Source organism: Niallia oryzisoli, assembly GCF_043641075.1.
GTDB lineage: Bacteria > Bacillota > Bacilli > Bacillales > Cytobacillaceae > Bacillus_BD > Bacillus_BD oryzisoli_A.
The window spans coordinates 56,219-74,897 of record NZ_JBHZRC010000006.1; the positions used below are offsets into that span (position 1 = coordinate 56,219).

Here is an 18,679-nt window from a genome sequence, read left to right on the forward strand (position 1 = left end):
CATTCAGCTGCACGGGCATCAGATTGCGACCTTGCTTCCCTTTTGCCTTTTGCATTCAGCTGCACGGGCATCAGATTAGGGTCTTGCTTCCCTTTTGCCTTTTGCATTCGGCTGCACAGGCATCAGATTGCGACCTTGCTTCCCTTTTGCCTTTTGCATTCAGCTACACGGGCATCAGATTACGGCCTTGATTCCCTTTCACCGTTTGCATTCAGCTGTTCGGGCATCAGATTGCGACCTTGCTTCCCTTTTGCCTTTTGCATTCGGCTGCACGGGATGTGTGCGTAAGCTTGCTTATTCCCCGACAACACATCCTCTATCCATTGCCGTTCTTGTTCCATTGCCTAGCCCCTCCTTCCACCGCTCATTCATCTATGATCACTTTCAATCATTATAACGAGTTTGCTAGGCAAAACATTTCATCTTTCTTTAAAAAAACGAATAGCTCTTATTTCCCCTAAAATGTGTCGAAGTTTTTTCATTTGCCTATTTCCACTTGAAAATACTTACATTTTTCAACTATTTTTCTATGATTTTAGAAGTTTACCACTTATTATTTAAACTATAGTTTTTTATTGTTAAAGGTGGAGAATCAATCATGAATCGAATGAAGGGAATACTTCTCGTCCTAACGGGAGCCATATTTTGGGGGATTGGCGGCACAGTAGCAAAAAAGCTTTTTCAACAATATGGAATCGATGTAGATTGGCTGGTTACGATTCGATTGCTTATATCTGGCGTTTTACTATTAACCGTACAATATATCGGAAAAGACCGTTCACAGATACTTGGTATTTGGAAAGATCGAAGGATCGCCATTCAACTGATCATCTTCGGGTTACTCGGTATGCTTGCGGTTCAATATACATATATGGTCTCCATTGAACATGGAAATGCGGCTGTTGCCACGCTGCTGCAGTATTTGGCACCTGTGATGATTATTGTATACCTTGTTCTCCGTAGGCAATCGGTTCTAACAGGAAAGGATTTGTTGACAGTAACGCTTGCTTTAGTTGGTTGTTTCTTTTTATTAACAAACGGCTCTGTTTCTCAATTATCCGTGCCAACACCTGCCATCGTTTGGGGTGTATTATCCGGAATCGCTTTAGCCTTTTATACGCTTTATGCCGTTCCACTTCTTGCGAGATTTGATTCACTTGTCATTGTCGGGTGGGCTATGATCATTGGGGGCTTTGCCTTAAGCTTTATCCATCCACCTTGGCAAATGGACTTTTCAAACTTAACGCTGGAGGCTTATGCCTATTTAGTCTTCGTGATCCTATTTGGTACGTTGATTGCTTTTTGGTTCTATATCGAAAGTCTGCAAAGCCTGGCGCCGAAGGAATCCAGTCTTCTCGGCAGTGTAGAGCCACTGGCAGCTGTATTAACAACGGTCTTTTGGCTAAAAGAACCGTTTGGTTTTTTCCAATGGATTGGTACAGCTTGTATTATTGGAATGATCCTATTGATGGCTTTAACGAAGGAGCCTTCATCAAGAAACAGCAGGCCACGTAACAATGAAAAGCCGCTTAGAATTAGCTGATAGAGGGGTTTGCTAAAAAAGTTGCCAGGCACCATCCAAAAAATGGATGGTGCCTGGCACCTGTTAATAAAAGGCTGCCTGAGTTAAAACCCAAGCAGCCTTCTTTAATTATTTGGTTGTACCTTCTGTTGCTTCATTATAGTCATACTGTGTCCGGTCAATTGGAGTAAAGCCTTCTGGTGCGTAGAAACGCAATAAGTCACCATTAACCACTCTATCGGACATTGCCAGCTTTTGATCCACCATTTCGTGGTACTTTTTCGCTTCTTCCAACCTATCCATCGGCAGTTCTAATCCGGTTGATGTGTCATAATACTTGTCACCAACAGCTGTAATTGTCGGACTTACATAGTCGCCATTTCGGAATGGCACAAGATTATCATGCTGTTCAGACAGTAAATCAGTACCGAATTGAACGTATTCTTTTGAATCAATACCTAACAAATGAAGTAGTGTCGGAAGAATATCTACCTGGCCGCCGTATGCGTGATTAACCCCGCCTTGCATTCCAGGTACATGAATAAATAACGGCACACGCTGTAGTCCTGCACTTTCAAATGGAGTGATGTCTTTTCCAAGCACTTGCTCCATTGCCTTATTATGGTTTTCGGATATACCATAGTGGTCACCGTACATAATAATAATGGAACGGTCATATAAGCCAGTTTGCTTTAAATAATCAAACATCTCTTTTAACGCTTCGTCCGCATAACGGGCTGTTTGGAAATAATCATCGACTGATGCATCGCCTGTTGCAGCAGGTGCAATGGTCGTTTGAGTTTGGTCCATTTTATACGGATAATGGTTTGCCACCGGAATAAATTTCGCATAAAACGGCTCCGGCAATGTTTCTAATAATGCAGTCGATTGTTGATAGAACGGTTTATCCATCATTCCATATTCCGCCTGATTTTCTGGGCTTAATTGATAGTATTTACTATCAAAGAATTTGTCATAACCAAATGATTTGTATATTTCATTGCGGTTCCAAAAGCTTCCTGCATTCGCATGGAATACCGCAGACGTATACCCCTGCTGACCTAAAATTCCCGGTGCCGATTCGAACGTGTTTAATCCTTTTGTCGTAAAGGCAGCACCCTGTGGCAGACCGAATAAAGAGTTTTCAAGCATAAATTCAGCATCTGCTGTTTTCCCTTGACCTGTTTGATGGAAAAAATTATCAAAGTAAAGGGTATTGGCGTCCTGTGTTAACGAGTTCAAAAACGGTGTCACTTCTTCCCCATTCAGCTTGTAATTTATAAGGAAGTTTTGAGTTGACTCCAAATGCAAATAAATGACGTTCATTCCTTTAGCTGCACCAAAATAAACCGGATTCGGCGCTGCATAATTGGAATTAGTGTAGTTCTTCACTTCAGTGATATCGTCACTGCTGGCCACAACACGCTGAGCTGATGCCTTTGTGCTTGTCACCGCATCGTAAATCGTATAATTGTACATACCTAAATATTTCACAATATAGTTTCTGTCAAATCCTCTTGTTAATAATTGCGGACGGTCTATCTCCGCTATCGAAAGATTGGCACAGGAAATGGCAAGCGCTAATGAGAATAGAGCAGCCACCTTTGGACGGCTCATATCTTTTGTCTCGATTTTCACCATCCGAAAAACAAGTAATGCCACTAATAAAATCGTATCAATAAAAAACAAGAAGTCATATGGTTTCAATAACGTTGACACACTTCCACTGACATCGCCAAAGTTTTGTGTCTGAGTCAATGTTGGCAGCGTAATGAAATCATTAAAGAATCGATAGTATACCACATTGGCAAACAATAGAAACGATAATAGAAAATCCATCCCAATCAATGCAATATATTTTTTTCTTCCTTTAAATAAAGCAGACAATCCTAAAAATAGTAACGCTGAACCTAACGGATTGATAAATAATAGAACTTGTTGAATGACGTTTTGAATTCCTAAGTCAAATTGAGTTAATTGGGCAACATATGTTTTCACCCAAAGAAGAATAACGGCCAAAAAGAAAAAGCCAATATATTTTTGAGAAATACCTTGAACTTTTCGTTTCATTAATTAGCACCTACCTCTAGCAAACGATTATGACATAATCTTACTTATAATTAAATATATGATTACTACTATTTAATCTAATCATTAGCTTAAATGGAAATTATGAACAAACTATGAACAAATTAAAATATAATAATATAAAATGTCACGCTTCAGGATAGTAACTATACTCCTTCTGAACAAAAAAGACAATACTAAAATTCAATTAAAAATTTACCAAAGAGACCATAGAGACGGGTTCATTAGCTCAGAGCCAATGAACCCGTCCCCATGGTCTCCCTTTAAACTACGAAACGATTTAACTGCTGGCACTGGTGTAGTTCGCAAGGGCAAACTTCCAAAATCTCCGAGCCAGCCAAAAGAAAATGATTGCTACAAATCCTGACATAATCGTTGTTTGAACATCCCACATTCCAAGCAAAGCACTTGCTGGTGTGAAGGTCAGAAACGCAGCAGGCAAGAGATACGTTAATGCTATGCGCATCCAGCCCTTGTACATTGTAATCGGAAATCGAGTGGTTTCAAAAAAGGAAGTGAACAGGAAAGATAAATCATCCATTCGAATCACCCAAAAGGCAGTGGTCATCAACAGCATCCATAAAGAATAAATAATCAATAAAGCCGAAAGAATGGTCACGCAAAAGAAAACCACATCAAGGAAGGTCGGGACCCATTGCTTTTCCACCAAACCATAGACGGTTAATCCCATCCCTAACAAAACATCAATTAAACGCCAGAAGTTAAGATGCCTTAGGCTCACGAAAAACATGCTATCCACCGGTTTCGTCAAAACATAATCGAGCGTACCCATCCGTATATGCAAAAGCAGTCTCGGCATATTCGGCCGCAGTGCGAAATCAATCAGACCCTGTAGCGTATTGTAAATACCGAGAAGAATCAGAACATCGGCATAGGCCCAGCCACCTAATTGATCCGTTTGATAGAAAAAGATTTGCACCATTAAAATCGACACAATAATACCAAAAAGACTCGATAAAAGATTTCCTATAAACTCGCTGCGATATTCGAGCTCCTCTACCAGACAAGTTCGGAAAAATTCTTTAAAAATTCGCCAATATCGCCCCATGTTATCCTCCCACTGCCTGATTTTTCTTTAATCCAGCCTTCCATAGCCAACAAATCGCCCCAATCAGAAGGACAGACCAAATCATCGCTCCTGTAAAACCAACTAAGAGAGTATGAGTATCATAGGCACCTGTTAAGATTTCTAATGGAAACCCGATCATATAGCGATACGGCAGAAAAATGCTGATTTGCTTAACAACCGGCGGCAGGAGTGAAAACGGCGCAATTCTTCCTGAAATAAATAAAGAAACCGTCTCAAACATCGCATACAGTGCGGTCACCTTCGTCATCCAAAAACCCAAAATCCCAAATAGAAAGCTGACAGAAAATCGGATAATCGCTCCCAGTAACAACGCGGCTAAGAATAACCCCCATTGACCTGCCGACAGCTGTAATTTTAGTGAAGGAAGAAAGATGGATAGGACAATCCAGCATGGAACAAGGACGACTAGAAATAAGCCTTTATAAACAATGTTTTCAGCAATTGCCCAGTGAACCGGATGAAACGGCCTCACGATTTGATAGGAGAACGTTCCTTCACGAATTTGACGGTCCATTTCCCATACGTCCCATGCACTTGTCAGCCGCTCAACCATAATCAGGGAGATAAAATATAAAATAAATGCGTCACCTTGGTCCGGGTAAATGTTCATCCACACCATCATCGTAATCAAAGGCTGAACCATCGTGCCAAACATCCAGACCATCGTTGATAGCTGATACGAAAACATCTCTACATATTTCATTCTTAATATCGCCCGATATTTAACTAGCATGTGACTCCTCCTGGAAGGCTAACGTAATGACTTCCTCCATTGGTGGCTCTTGTATATTAAGGTCATGGATGTCAAAATTAGCCAGCAATTCAGAGGAGACCATCGCTACACGATCCCTTGCTACTCGAAGCGTTAGCTTTCCATCCTCAAAAGAAACCACTTCACCGAACCTTTCCCATGAAACATCTGAGATGGAAGGCAGACGAACCTCTAACAATTTATAGGGTGTTAATCTCTCCGTTAAGACCTGCAGTTCTCCGTCGTAAAGCAGCTTCCCGTGATTAATAATCAATACCCGATCACAAAGCGCCGTCACATCTCCCATATAATGCGAGGTTAGGAGAATCGTGGTTTTGTGTTCCCGATTATATTTCGCAATGAATTCCCGTACCTTTTCCTGTGTATGGACATCCAATCCAATCGTCGGTTCATCTAAAAAAAGAATCGAAGGTCGATGCAATAACGAAGCGGCAAGCTCACATTTCATCCGCTGACCGAGACTCAGATTCCGAACCGGCTTCCCCAGCAAAGGTTCCAGCTCAAGGAGTTCAACCAATTCATCTAAGGTTTGGCGGAATACCTTCTCCTCTATTTCATACACGCTTTTATTGACGAGAAAGGTCTCCATTGGCGGGATATCCCAAATCAATTGACTTTTCTGACCCATAACCAGACTCATGATTTTTTTGAACTCATTCCTCTGCTCCTGCGGTTTAAAGCCGCTCACCTCAATGTTTCCTGAAGTAGGATGCAAAAGACCTGCCAGCATCTTAATCGTGGTTGTTTTTCCCGCTCCATTTGGTCCTAAAAACCCTACAATCTCACCGGTATCAATCGTGAAGGACACATCCTTCACAGCCTCGACTGTTTGGTATTCCCGTTTGAACAAACTGCGCAGCGCCTCTGTCCAGCCTTCCTTCCGGACATGGACACGAAATGATTTATATAAATTTTCAACTTGAATGGACATAGTTCCTCCAGCAATGAATAGATAATTACTTTAAAAAGTTTAGTAGAAAACTAGCAGATGTCAATTCAAAATGCTTGTGAGATCAGTTCGTGGCAATCTATTTTTTATATGAAAAAGAGTCTTATAAAACATTTAGCTATTTTTATTCTAGATGAATGAAAGTAGGATTACTTAAAATACCATTTTAAAGCATTTGTATACAAGATTTTATCAGCAGCCTGTTCATCAAAAAGGTGCTGGATCAATTTAATATCCTCATACGCAAAAGGTCTTTTTGCTCTTGTAGATGGCAAATCTGTCCCAAACATCAGTGCATCAGGATTTGTCCGATATATGGATGTTAAAGCATTTTCCACATTCAGCTCCACACGTCCAAAACCTGTTGCTTTAACACGAATACCTTTATCAATTAATTTTAATAAATGTGGTAATCCTTCTTCCGACAATCCTAAATGGTCAATGGAAATAGCAGGTAATTTTTCAATAGTTGTTGCAATTTGGGGAATCTCCTTTGCATCAATATATAGCTCGCTGTGCCAGCCAACTAAATCATAAACTCTTCTAGCAAAGTAATCGAGCTTTGATAAATCCTCTGAGCCACCTCGTTTTATATTAAACCGTAATGCTTTTACCCCTTTTTCATTTAAATTTACTATCTCTTCGTCCGACACAGTATAAGGTAATTGCGTAACGCCACAAAATGCTGGACCCATTTGCTTCAACGCGTTAACTAAATAATCCTGGTCAAAGCCTTGGAATGAACCGGATACAATCGCTCCCCCTAATACATTCCAATCAGCAGTATCCTTTTGATAATCCTCTACACCATAGTTGGGCGGCATATAGCCTTGGTTTTCAGTAATGGGAAAATGAAAATCAATAATATGAAAATGTGCATCAAACATTCTCATGCTCCTTCCCTCTATTTCTTTAATGGTTCATACATCGGAAATTGATATAGTAAAGGCTCTGTTACTAAAAATGGTTGATTTTCGTATAGGTGTGAGATTTCATAGGCGGAGAATCTCCTGTTAATGTATATAATGGAGGCTTAAAAGCAGAAATAAGCGGAGATACTCCGATTACCTGCTCTAAATAAGACAAAAAGCAAAGATTTGAATCCTATAAACGGAAAAACCTCCTTTATTTCTAAGGAAATAGGGGCATTTCCCAATATAGCCGGAATTTTACCGTTTATTTTCAAACACAGGAAAATCAACATTCAGTTATAACAGAGCCTTAGTAGAAAAAGAAAAAGGAGCTCCAACTTCAACTCCTTGTTTCCCCTCTTTATTCAACATAGTTGACAGCTTTTACTTCTCCCATAGCTCAATCAGTCTACCTTCGGGATCTTTAATCCAAATAAACTGACCAAAATCACTACTCTCTTTTTCCTTTGCAAGAGGTACACCCAATTTTTCAAGATGCTTCATCGTTTCGTTAATATCATAAACCTGGAAATTTAGCATCACCTGCTGGTCTGTAGGAAAGTATCGATCATCTTCAGTAAAGAAAGAAAAGATCGTTTCTGTTTCTGACTGGGGTTTAATAATCGTCCCATTCCAATTATCTATATCAAGCTTCAGCACATCCCTGTACCATTTCTTTATTGTCTCTAGATTTTTAGTCCTCCAAAATATTCCACCGACACCTTTTATCATACTGAATTGGCTCCCTTCACTTTTTTGTTTAATTAGAAATTCACGAAATAATAATAAAATCCTGCTTTAATAAACTTGCACATTTCGATAATGAAAAAAACTTCCTCAGCAACAATAATTATTGGGTAGGCAGCTGGATACCATGCCAGTCGCTGACATTGCATTGACCGTATTCATTGTCCCCCACAGCAACCACCGTGCCGTCCGATTGAAGGCCGACGGTATGGGCACAACCCGCCGCGATTGCCACAATATCACGCCAATCTCCTACATTGCATTGACCATACTCATTCCAGCCCGCAGCCACCACTGTGCCGTCCGATTGAAGGCCGACCGTGTGTTTACTACCCGCTGAGATCGCCACGATATCTCGCCAATCACTTACATCACATTGAGCATGCTTATTCAAGCCCACAGCCGCAACCGATCCGTCCGATTGAAGTCCGATCGTATGAAGATAGCCCGCCTCGACCGCCACCATATCGCACCAGCTGCTTACATGGCATTGACGATACCGATTATTACCCGTAGCCGTCACAGTGCCATCCATTTTAAGACCAATGGTATGCCAGTCCCCCGCAGCAATCGCCACTACATTCTTCCAGTCATTTACATTACATTCCCCTTCATTATTTCGACCCACAGCTACTACCCTTCCATCCGATTGAAGACCAATGGAATGACACCAGCCTGCGGCAACCGAAGTAATATCACGCCAGTCGTTTACCTCGCATTGATTATGCTTATTCCACCCCACAGCCCTCACCGTTCCATCCGATTGAAGACCGATTGTATGAGCATTCCCCGTGTTCCTTGCCATATGAACATTACCCGCAGCCACCTCCACCATATCACGCCAGCCTCTTACATCACATTGGCCATATTTATTATCTCCCACAGCCCTCACCGTTCCGTCCGATTGAAGACCAACTGTATGGCGACGTCCCGCGTCTATCGTATCCTTAGGCCACCGTTTCACCCTTAACACCCTTTCCTTCGGTGACATGTCATCCATGACTTACCTCCTTGAAAAACAAAACCTATTTTGTATTGTATCATTTTTGCTTGTATACCAACTTGCCGCTTTCGTTGTAAAAGAAAAACAGTACCACTTATATAGTAACCCAATATCAAATCAGCCTACCCATTTGCTTCCTATTCAGTACTCTCATTCTTCATGTCAAATTAGGGAATTTTTCTAAAATCAATTACAATAGAATCAGACTGCTTTGTAGACAATTACATAAAAAATTTTGGTCTTAGGAAAGGCGGTAAAACAAATGGACACATCTAAAAAAATTACAGTAGAAACAACAGTACCAGCACCTGTAGAAAAGGTATGGAAATATTGGACAGAGCCAGAACATATAACAAAATGGAACACGGCTTCAGATGAATGGCACACTCCATATGCTGAGAATGATTTGCAGATTGGTGGAAAATTTCTTTCAAGAATGGAAGCGAAAGATGGCAGTTTTGGTTTCGATTTTAGCGGTGTTTATGATGATGTTAAATTAAATGATCGTATTTCTTACAACTTAGATGATGGAAGAAACGTTACGATCACTTTTATTAGCCAAGGAAACGAAACAAAGATAATCGAAACCTTTGAGGCCGAAAACAGCAATCCTATTGAGATGCAAGAAGCCGGCTGGCAGGCCATTTTAGATAATTTTAGAACATACATGGCAAATTCAAAAGAAGAATAGGTAAGCCGTTTAAATAGAACCGAGTAAATAGCTGGGATTGACTCCTTCATTTCACTCGGTTCTTCTATTTCTTCCTTCAAAATCTCATTTCGATCAAAATAAAAAAGCATCCTATACCGAATGCTTTTTATCAAAAGTTGTTATTGTAGTAGAGTATGCTAAACGTTCAAACATTTTTTCAATAACGGGCATAAAGTAATTCAATATCAGCCCGCCTAAGCAAACGGTTAATAGAGTTCCTACGCCAATCGGTCCATTGAAAATCATGGCCATGATCAGGAATAGGAGGTATATCAATGTTTTTGATAGAAAGATATTTGTTCTTGTTAACTCTTTTATGATTAAGGTTAGTCGATCAACGGGAATCGGCGCAAAATTTGTTTGTAAATAGATGGCAGTTCCTAATCCTATTACAACTAAGCCCATTCCAAACCAAACCAATTGGCTCCATAGTGCTTCAGGTGTTATCAAATTGTGCAAGAGAAATAGCCACATATCAATCCCAATCCCCGTTATGAACGATGTCACTAAGCCCAACATCTCTGGTCTTTGTCTTGTTAAAAGTGAATTACAAACCATTAAAAGTAAAGCGATGATAATTTCCCAACTTCCCACTGTAAGCCCTACATTGATAGACAATCCGACCAAAAGGGCATCAAACGGTGATGTTCCAAGGTCTGATTGGATCGTGAAAGCAACACCAAGGGTTAATAGAAAAATCCCCGCGACATAAAAAAGATATTTATGCGACCTCTTTATCATGATTTTCCAGACAATTCTTTAAGCATTAAAATATGTGGGATGCCGTCCTCCATAAAGACTTCTGATGCTGTACGGTAACCAAATTTTTGATAGAAGCCTTCTGCATGTGTTTGTCCATGTAATTTAACCTTTGAAGCTCCCCGCTCTTCTGCTATTTCTTCTAACGCTTCTATAATCCTTTTTCCAAGACCGTATTTACGATAAGACTCGAGGATGCAGATTCTTTCCAACTTACCTACTCCATCCACAAACCTTAACCTTCCTGTTCCGACTGGCTGGTCATGGTAATCGACGATTATATGTTCACATTGTCCGTCCAGTGTATCGAATTGATCAAATTCATCCTCTAATGGCACACCCTGTTCTTTCACAAATACCTCTTTCCTAATTGAAAATGCTGCCTTTAACTCTTCATCCGTTGTTACTCTTTTTGTATACATGTTGATCAGTCCTTTTTAAAAATTGCCCTATAATATTTTGTTGCAAATGCAATAAAATTAGGTTAGATTTAATGTAAATCAATTTTATAGTAAATGCAACAAAAAAATGTGTGTGAAGGAGTTCAGGATGAAGGAAATTCTACGTGAAATTGGTATGATCGCCAGGGCGTTAGATTCTATTAGTAACATAGAATTCAAAGAATACGACCTGACAAAAGGGCAATATTTGTACCTTGTCCGGATATGCGAAAACCCAGGCATCATTCAAGAAAAGGTAGCCGAAATGATTAAAGTAGACCGAACAACTACAGCACGTGCGATACAAAAGCTTGAAATGAATGGTTTTATTGAAAAACAAGACGATCAACAAAATAAAAAAATTAAAAAGCTCTTTCCTACAGAAAAAGGAAAAATGGTATATCCCTTTATCAAACGGGAACATGATTATTCCAATCTGGTTGCATTAAAGGGATTTTCCGAAAGTGAAGTCGAAACCATATACAATCTTATTCAAAGAGTAAGAAAAAATATCGAAAAAGACTGGGATTATGTCAAAAAGGGCAACAAGAGAAATTATTAATCATCGTAAGGAGCGACAACTAGACATGACTATTCTTATAAAAAAGTGCACCGTTGAAGATTTACACACCCTTCAAGCCATTAGCTATGAAACATTTAATGACACATTTAAGGATCAAAATTCACCCGAAAATATGCATGCCTATTTGGAAAAGGCATTTAACGTAAAACAACTAGAATGTGAATTATCCAATCTTTCTTCTGAATTCTTTTTTGTTTATTTTCATGATGAACTCGCTGGCTATTTAAAGATCAATACCAACGATGCACAGTCAGAAGAAATGGGCGATGAAGCATTTGAGATTGAAAGGATTTATATAAAGAAGCCATTTCAAAAACACGGCCTTGGTAACTATCTGTTTAATCGAGCGATGGAACTAGCGATGGAAAAGAAGAAAAAGAAGATCTGGCTAGGTGTTTGGGAAAAAAATGAAAATGCAATTGCATTTTACCGGAAAATGGGATTTGTGCAAACAGGAGCCCACTCGTTTTATATGGGTGATGAGGAACAAATCGATTTTATTATGACTAAAACACTCCAATAGCTTTCTAATAATTAAAAGGAAAGTTCATAGCGCAGTATAATCGCTATAGAACTTTCCTTTTTGATTTATTAATAATCCCCCATGAATATGCTTGCAACGAACCATGTAAACTCACTCTTTCTTTTTGCTAAACATCATTAAAATCATTTGCTTTGCCAAAAAGCTTGGACTATAGGGCATTTCTGCCTGAACCCACCATGTCACAATCCCCAGTGTCGAGGAAGCCATGATTTCAGTTGGTAACTGAAACGGATTTCCTTTTGCCTTTCTTTCTTCACCCTTAATAAGAATGATTTCTACTAGTATGTTGAATATTCGATTGCGGAAATCCTTATTCTCTAGCATGACATGGAAGAGTGCTCCATGCTGGTAAATATGCTCTAGAAAAGAAACAAGCGGAGAATGTCCCTTTGGCCGTTGTCCGTCGGAATGAGGGAGGATCTTTTCGGATAGCTCCTCAAGAATTTCATCCGTCATTTGCTCCATTAAGTCCTCGATATCACGGTAATGCAAATAAAAGGTAGCACGATTTAGTTCTGCCCGCTCGGCTATTTTTTGAACGGTTAACTTACTTTGATCTCCATTCTCTGTAAGCAAAGAAATAAGCGCTTCCTTAAACATTCTCTTTGTCCGTAAAATTCGAGGATCAACCTTTGCTTTCTTCTGATTTGACATTATTTTATCCCCTTGTCTATAAACTTCAACTTTATCGACAAATACTATCTAGATTGTCAATTACTATACATATCTTTCAAAAGTGTAAATGGTCATTTTCATATTCGCATGTTAGTATCATTAGTATCTATTTTATCGACACAGTATCAATTAATTAACTGCTTGTCAATTAGGCATATGTGAAAGGAATGTGAAATTAATCATATGAGTCAACCAGAAAAACAAATAAATAATGGGATTCTGTTAACCATTATGCTTATAGGCTGTTTTTTATCCGTCCTGAATCAGACGATATTAAATGTTGCGTTACCCGATTTAATGAAGGAATTTAAAATTACCGCTACCACTGTACAGTGGCTATCAACTGGCTTTATGCTGGTCAATGGGATTTTAGTGCCAGTCACTGCTTTTCTGATGAAACGATTTACAACCCGTCAGCTATTCATTAGTTCCATGAGTTTGTTGCTAATCGGAACGTTCGTAAGTGCTATTGCACCGGGCTTTGAACTTCTATTAACAGGGAGGCTGATTCAAGCTGCGGGTGCAGGAATTATCATGCCGCTGTTAATGATGGTGGTCCTATCGGTCTTCCCTCCCGAGCGTCGCGGAACAGCAATGGGAATGATCGGCCTTTCCATCATCTTTGCACCAGCAATTGGTCCAGTCTTGGCTGGTTTTGTGATTGAGCATTATTCATGGCGCTGGTTATTTATCGGGATGCTGCCGCTTATCATTGTGATCATCCTTTTAGCACTGAAATTCCTCGTCAATGTATCAGAAACATCGCGGCCCAAACTAGACATCATCAGCATCATTCTATCTACAATCGGATTCGGCGGAATCCTATTTGGATTAAGCAGTGCAGGTGATCATGGCTGGGGAAGTGCAAAAGTGCTACTCTATTTGGGTGTGGGAATCATTTTTCTTATCGCATTCTGTTGGCGTCAACTAACTTCAGCCGACCCGTTACTTAATTTACAAGTTTTTAAGGAAAAGATGTTCACGATCACGTCCATTATTCTCACGTTGTATACGATGATCATGTATGCCGATATGATTTTACTTCCGCTATATCTGCAGACGAGCAGAGGCTTCTCGGTCCTTGACACGGGCTTACTGTTATTGCCTGGCGCCGTCATCAATGCCATCATGTCGCCCATCACCGGTCGTTTATTCGATAAATTTGGTGCGAAACCATTAGCTCTGATCGGCCTCTGCCTTATCACCTATGCGACATGGGACGTCACACATTTAAGCGATACGACCAGCTTTACCTTTCTAATGGTAAGAACGATTATCCTTCGTATAGGGTTAAGCTTCTTAACAATGCCAATCAATACTGCAGGGCTGAATGCACTTCCGAAGAAGCTAAATGCCCATGGAACAGCTGTTTCGAATACCGTTCGTCAGCTGGCAGGCGCAATGGGAACAGCACTCGTTGTCACGTATTTAACAACGAGGACGAAAAGTCATGTGACTGAATTGATGGAATCCGGCCAAGTATTGTCCCAATCCCAGCTGCTAAAGGAAGCCTCCATTCTCGGAACAAACGATGCATACTTTTTTATGCTCATTTTAGCTGTCATTACATTCATTTTGACAGTATTCATGCCAAATAAAAAAGCAGCAGAAGATCAAGGGAAAACCATAGGAGAAGGTAAACTAGAAACAAGTACAAAATGAAAATAGAGGCTGGTTGATCCGCTCTTGATGATGTTTGCGAACGTGATAGGCTATTGAAAATGGTTAAATGACCTTGATTCGGTAGTATAGAAGTGTGATAGGCTACTCATTCTCGTTAATTGACTTTTCTTCGGTCGCATAGAAGCGTAATACGCTACCCAAAATAGTTAATTGATCTTGCTTCCGTCGCATAGAAGGGTGATACGCTACCCAAAATAGTTAATTGACCTTACTTTGGTCGCATAGAAGGGTGATACGCTACCCAAAATGGTTAATTGACCTTACTTCGGTCGCATAGATGCGTGATACGCTACCCATTCTGGTTAAATAATCTTGCTTCGGTCGCCTACAAGGGTGATACACTACTGAAAATGGTTAAATAACCTTCCTTCGGTCGCATAGATACGTGATAAGCTACCCATTCTGGTTATTTGACCTTCCTTCGGTCGCATAGATGCGTGATAGGCTACCCAAAATAGTTAATTGACCTTCCTTCGGTCGCATAGATGCGTGATACGCTACCCAAAATGGTTAATTGACCTTACTTAAGTCGCATAGATGTGTGATACGCTACGCATAATGATTAATTGACATTACTTCGGTCGCATAGATGCGTGATACGCTACCCAAAATGGTTAATTGACCTTACTTAAGTCGCATAGATGTGTGATACGCTACGCATAATGATTAATTGACATTACTTCGGTCGCATAGATGCGTGATACGCTACCCAAAATGGTTAATTGACCTTACTTAAGTCGCATAGATGTGTGATAGGCTACCCAAAATGGTTAAATAATCTTGCTTCGGTCGCCTATAATTTGTTACCTAAAATGTCATATATCCTACAACTTCGCGCAATTTTCTATATACGTATGTACATTACAAATAAGTACTCTTTTCAGCAGTCTCGGACGATGCTTCTGTTACATTTTCTAAATTGATCAAACGTGGAACCTCCCTTTCTTCTATTAATTAAAGAAAAAAGCCGATCCTCCTAGTAAAAAAGGAAAATCGGCTTTTTTCTATAACTGATTATTACCAATTGCAAAAGACCTTCATCATTAGCTCAATTATCTTACTACCAATCAATCCGTTTTCCATCTCTGAAGAATTCCCCGTTAGGTCCCTCTGGTCCGGTTGTAGCTAACCAAAGAATAGACTTAGCCGCCTGCTCAGGGGTTCTTGGAGCAGAGGGTCCCCCCATATCTGTACTTACCCATCCCGGATCGACCGCATTTATTTTGATATCACATTTAACCTCTGCAGCTACCAATTGCGTCAATCCATTTAGAGTAAGCTTTGACAGCTTATATGCACCCACTCCTGGATAAGACATCTCACTCAACGCCCCATATTCCGAAGAGATATTTATTATTCTCCCGTACCCTTGTTTTTCCATAATGGGCATAAAAGAACTCAGACAATAGTATGCGCCGAAGAAATTTGTTGCCATGGTTTTCTCAACAATGGACGGTTCCATATTCAATAGCTTTTCATTTTTATCCAAATACACTCCAGCATTATTAATTAGTACATCTAATCTTCCATACTGCTCATTTACTGTGAGTGCGGCTTGACGAACGCTTTCTTGATTTTCAACATCCATTAACACGAACGACACGTCAAGATTTGAATCCTTAAGTTTTTGCGCTGTTTCACGACCCATTTCTGCATTCCGGCTTGCGAGTATGACCTTAAATCCTTTCAATGCTAGCTGTTTAACCAGTTCATACCCAATTCCTCGATTCCCGCCGGTGACAAGTGCTACTTTTTTATCCATTGACATTTTCTATCCTCCATTTATCGGCTATTAATCTTGGTCTAACTCATTTAATAAAAGTAAGTGAGATATGTTATACGAGTAAGTATAAAGGTTAGAGTCTACTCTATTTCAAGATGAATATTTTCATAATGATAATGGATTTTTCTGCTTATTTTTATCGTTATATTCAAACTCATCTGTTCAGTTTCTTTATACAATGAAGTATATAAGTTTTGTTTCGATAGATGATTAGTATTTCTTCAGACATATCATTGGTTTTTTGGATTCCCTTGTCCGAAGTTGTTGCGGCTTCGGACTTGATCCTGCTTAAATGGTGGTAATACTAGACCAAGGAATAGTCATTTGGAAATAATGTTCAGAAGTATTCCTAAAGAAAAGAGCCGCTTGTCCTTCACTATGAATTTGAAGGAAAAGCGGCCTATACTCATTAGAAATTCACAATCTTATTGTTTTTATGTATATCCTCTGTGCCTGCTTCCAATGCAGTCATGTAATAGCTGCATTTATGATTGATGAGTTCCATTGTCTTATTTAATTCTTCTAATTGTAATTCGACAGCAGCTTTTCGCTCTAGGAACATATCATATCTTTGTCTTAACGTTGCATCCCCCTCAGAACACCATGCAATGAAGTTTTTAATTTCCTTTATAGGCATTCCGGTAGACTTTAGACATTGAATGACTTTTAATGCTTCCATATCAGATTCTTTAAATAATCGTGTTCCACTAGGAGTGCGCTCTACGAAAGGCAATAACCCCTCCTTGTCGTAGTAACGTAAGGTATATACTGTGACATTTAATTTTTTTGCCACTTCGCTGATTGAATAGGTCATGATCATTCTTCCCCTTCCCTTTGGCTATAGACCTCGAGTTAACTCTATATTTTGGTTGCATCCTACCATGCTTATGGATTGAATGTCAAAGCATTACACTTCAATTTTTCATAAACTTATCACTTGACCTAGAGTTAACTAGAGGGATTATTCTAGTTTTGCAAGAGAAAAAATGGATTCATATGGCCACTTCTCTTAAAAGTTCATTTATTGGAGGTACAAACAAATGATAACTGCTAAAGCACGTGCAATCGACGGACCTGATAAATCGTTTCGAGCGGCTGAAATTAAAAGACGTGATCTTGATTTACATGATGTACTAATTGAAATTAAATTTGCCGGCATATGCCATTCTGACATCCATACGGCTCACGGCGAATGGGGTCCCGTGAACTATCCACTCGTACCTGGACACGAGATTGCAGGAATTGTCACAGATGTAGGACCAGAGGTGACAAAGTATAAGGTCGGTGACCGAGTAGGTGTCGGATGTATGGTTGACTCCTGCGGTGATTGTGAGAACTGCCGTAAAGGAGAAGAACAATACTGTCTCAAAGGAAATGTCCCTACATACGCTGGAGTTGACAAATATGGTGAGCCTACTCAGGGCGGCTATTCTACCCACATTGTCGTAACTGAAGATTTCGTAGTCAGAATACCTGACAGCATTGAGCTTGATGCGGCAGCACCATTACTTTGCGCAGGGATTACGACATACTCGCCGCTAAATCATTGGGGAGCAGGCCCAGGTAAAAAAGTAGCGGTTGTCGGTATGGGCGGACTTGGTCATATGGCTGTCCAAATTGCACATAGCATGGGTGCCGAGGTCACCGTTCTTTCCCAAACATTGAATAAAAAGGACGATGGCTTGCAATTGGGCGCAGACCACTACTATGCGACAAGCGATCCGGAAACATTCCAGAAGCTTGCTAGAACCTTTGACTTAATTATTAACACGGTAAGTGCAAAGCTCGATATTGATGCTTATTTCTCATTGCTCACACTTGATGGTACTCTCGTAAATGTTGGTGCGCCTGCAGAGCCACTATCATTAAATGTGTTCTCACTCATCGGTCATCGCCGTTCCTTTGCAGGTTCAATGATTGGCGGCATCCGTGAGACACAAGAGATGTTGAACTTCTGTGCAGAACATAGCATTGTTCCTAAGATTGAAGTCATTTCAGCCGACCAAATTGACGACGCCTACAAACGTGTATTAGCTTCAGATGTAAAGTATCGATTTGTTATTGATATTAGCACAATGTAAGTTGTTTAAATGATAGATTCTAAGGAAGGGGTGTCCCAAAAGTTAAACTTTTGGGGCACCCTTTTATATTGGATGAATTAAATGGAAATAACAGATACAGCCTGTTTCTAACAGATTCTAGTTTTCACGCCTTTCCTTTGTCAGAAGGTAGCCCGGCTTCTGACAGACTCTGCTTTTTCTGCCTCCCCTTTGTCAAAAGGTACCCCGGCTTCTGATAGACTCTGGTTTTTCTGCCTCCCCTTTGTCAAAAGGTACCCCGGCTTCTGATAGACTCTGCTTTTTCTGCTTTCCCCTTGTCAGAAGGTAACCCGGCTTC

At 40.0% G+C, this 18,679-nt stretch carries 19 protein-coding genes; 6 read left to right on the forward strand and 13 right to left on the reverse strand.

The features are described from left to right. Positions 1–179: 179 nt before the first annotated feature. The gene (locus ACHUFV_RS17110) at positions 180–341 is read right to left on the reverse strand and encodes a hypothetical protein (protein ID WP_394236243.1); all 162 of its coding nucleotides are present in this window, start codon (positions 339–341) and stop codon (positions 180–182) included. Between the two features lie 257 nt (positions 342–598). Between ACHUFV_RS17110 and ACHUFV_RS17115 the strand changes: the two genes are divergently transcribed. After that, positions 599–1,543, forward strand: coding sequence for an EamA family transporter (locus ACHUFV_RS17115; protein ID WP_394236245.1), 945 nt, complete (start codon positions 599–601; stop codon positions 1,541–1,543). A gap of 108 nt (positions 1,544–1,651) precedes the next feature. On the opposite strand, the gene ltaS is transcribed toward ACHUFV_RS17115, so the two are convergent. From ltaS to ACHUFV_RS17150, 7 genes are all read right to left on the reverse strand, one after another. After that, positions 1,652–3,592 carry a lipoteichoic acid synthase gene (gene ltaS / locus ACHUFV_RS17120; RefSeq protein ID WP_394236247.1) on the reverse strand — a complete coding sequence of 647 codons (1,941 nt, stop codon included), beginning with the start codon at positions 3,590–3,592 and terminating at the stop codon, positions 1,652–1,654. Positions 3,593–3,890: 298 nt separating this feature from the next. Then, positions 3,891–4,679 (reverse strand): ABC transporter permease, encoded by a 789-nt coding sequence (locus ACHUFV_RS17125; protein WP_394236249.1) that lies wholly within the window; start codon positions 4,677–4,679, stop codon positions 3,891–3,893. A gap of 1 nt (position 4,680) precedes the next feature. Continuing rightward, entirely contained in the window at positions 4,681–5,454 is a 774-nt protein-coding gene (locus ACHUFV_RS17130) for an ABC transporter permease (protein ID WP_394236251.1), read from the reverse strand. Then, entirely contained in the window at positions 5,444–6,424 is a 981-nt protein-coding gene (locus ACHUFV_RS17135) for an ABC transporter ATP-binding protein (RefSeq protein ID WP_394236253.1), read from the reverse strand. Before ACHUFV_RS17135 ends, ACHUFV_RS17130 begins: the two co-directional genes overlap by 11 nt. A 167-nt stretch (positions 6,425–6,591) precedes the next feature. Further along, positions 6,592–7,335, reverse strand: a complete 744-nt coding sequence (locus tag ACHUFV_RS17140; protein ID WP_394236255.1) for an amidohydrolase family protein — start codon at positions 7,333–7,335, stop codon at positions 6,592–6,594. A gap of 402 nt (positions 7,336–7,737) precedes the next feature. Continuing rightward, positions 7,738–8,085: a VOC family protein gene (locus ACHUFV_RS17145; RefSeq protein WP_394236257.1), complete on the reverse strand. Its 348-nt coding sequence runs from the start codon at positions 8,083–8,085 to the stop codon at positions 7,738–7,740. 118 nt (positions 8,086–8,203) lie between these two features. Continuing rightward, positions 8,204–9,100: an RCC1 domain-containing protein gene (locus ACHUFV_RS17150; protein ID WP_394236259.1), complete on the reverse strand. Its 897-nt coding sequence runs from the start codon at positions 9,098–9,100 to the stop codon at positions 8,204–8,206. Between the two features lie 265 nt (positions 9,101–9,365). On the opposite strand from ACHUFV_RS17150, the gene ACHUFV_RS17155 reads away from it, so the two are divergent. Next, a complete protein-coding gene (locus ACHUFV_RS17155) occupies positions 9,366–9,794 on the forward strand; it encodes an SRPBCC family protein (protein ID WP_394236261.1) in 429 nt (142 codons plus the stop codon). A 111-nt stretch (positions 9,795–9,905) separates the two neighbouring features. On the opposite strand, the gene ACHUFV_RS17160 is transcribed toward ACHUFV_RS17155, so the two are convergent. Together ACHUFV_RS17160 and ACHUFV_RS17165 are read right to left on the reverse strand one after the other, a co-directional pair. Further along, complete coding sequence (locus ACHUFV_RS17160; RefSeq protein WP_394236263.1) at positions 9,906–10,556, reverse strand: YczE/YyaS/YitT family protein; 651 nt, start codon at positions 10,554–10,556, stop codon at positions 9,906–9,908. Continuing rightward, positions 10,553–10,996: a GNAT family N-acetyltransferase gene (locus tag ACHUFV_RS17165; RefSeq protein WP_394236264.1), complete on the reverse strand. Its 444-nt coding sequence runs from the start codon at positions 10,994–10,996 to the stop codon at positions 10,553–10,555. Before ACHUFV_RS17165 ends, ACHUFV_RS17160 begins: the two co-directional genes overlap by 4 nt. 127 nt (positions 10,997–11,123) lie before the next feature. Between ACHUFV_RS17165 and ACHUFV_RS17170 the strand changes: the two genes are divergently transcribed. After that, positions 11,124–11,576, forward strand: coding sequence for a MarR family winged helix-turn-helix transcriptional regulator (locus ACHUFV_RS17170; protein WP_394236266.1), 453 nt, complete (start codon positions 11,124–11,126; stop codon positions 11,574–11,576). Between the two features lie 25 nt (positions 11,577–11,601). Beyond that, positions 11,602–12,120, forward strand: a complete 519-nt coding sequence (paiA, locus tag ACHUFV_RS17175; RefSeq protein ID WP_394236268.1) for a spermidine/spermine N(1)-acetyltransferase — start codon at positions 11,602–11,604, stop codon at positions 12,118–12,120. 111 nt (positions 12,121–12,231) lie between these two features. On the opposite strand, the gene ACHUFV_RS17180 is transcribed toward paiA, so the two are convergent. After that, the gene (locus tag ACHUFV_RS17180; RefSeq protein WP_394236270.1) at positions 12,232–12,795 is read right to left on the reverse strand and encodes a TetR/AcrR family transcriptional regulator; all 564 of its coding nucleotides are present in this window, start codon (positions 12,793–12,795) and stop codon (positions 12,232–12,234) included. 204 nt (positions 12,796–12,999) lie between these two features. Here ACHUFV_RS17180 and ACHUFV_RS17185 point away from each other — a divergent pair, with 204 nt between their 5' ends. Then, positions 13,000–14,478: a DHA2 family efflux MFS transporter permease subunit gene (locus tag ACHUFV_RS17185; protein ID WP_394236271.1), complete on the forward strand. Its 1,479-nt coding sequence runs from the start codon at positions 13,000–13,002 to the stop codon at positions 14,476–14,478. A 1,081-nt stretch (positions 14,479–15,559) separates the two neighbouring features. Here ACHUFV_RS17185 and ACHUFV_RS17190 read toward each other — a convergent pair. Together ACHUFV_RS17190 and ACHUFV_RS17195 are read right to left on the reverse strand one after the other, a co-directional pair. Continuing rightward, positions 15,560–16,267, reverse strand: a complete 708-nt coding sequence (locus ACHUFV_RS17190; RefSeq protein ID WP_394236273.1) for an SDR family NAD(P)-dependent oxidoreductase — start codon at positions 16,265–16,267, stop codon at positions 15,560–15,562. Between the two features lie 424 nt (positions 16,268–16,691). Then, the gene (locus tag ACHUFV_RS17195; RefSeq protein WP_394236570.1) at positions 16,692–17,099 is read right to left on the reverse strand and encodes a MerR family transcriptional regulator; all 408 of its coding nucleotides are present in this window, start codon (positions 17,097–17,099) and stop codon (positions 16,692–16,694) included. Positions 17,100–17,322: 223 nt separating this feature from the next. Here ACHUFV_RS17195 and ACHUFV_RS17200 point away from each other — a divergent pair, with 223 nt between their 5' ends. Continuing rightward, positions 17,323–18,363, forward strand: a complete 1,041-nt coding sequence (locus tag ACHUFV_RS17200) for an NAD(P)-dependent alcohol dehydrogenase (protein WP_394236275.1) — start codon at positions 17,323–17,325, stop codon at positions 18,361–18,363. The last annotated feature ends 316 nt before the right edge of the window (positions 18,364–18,679 follow it).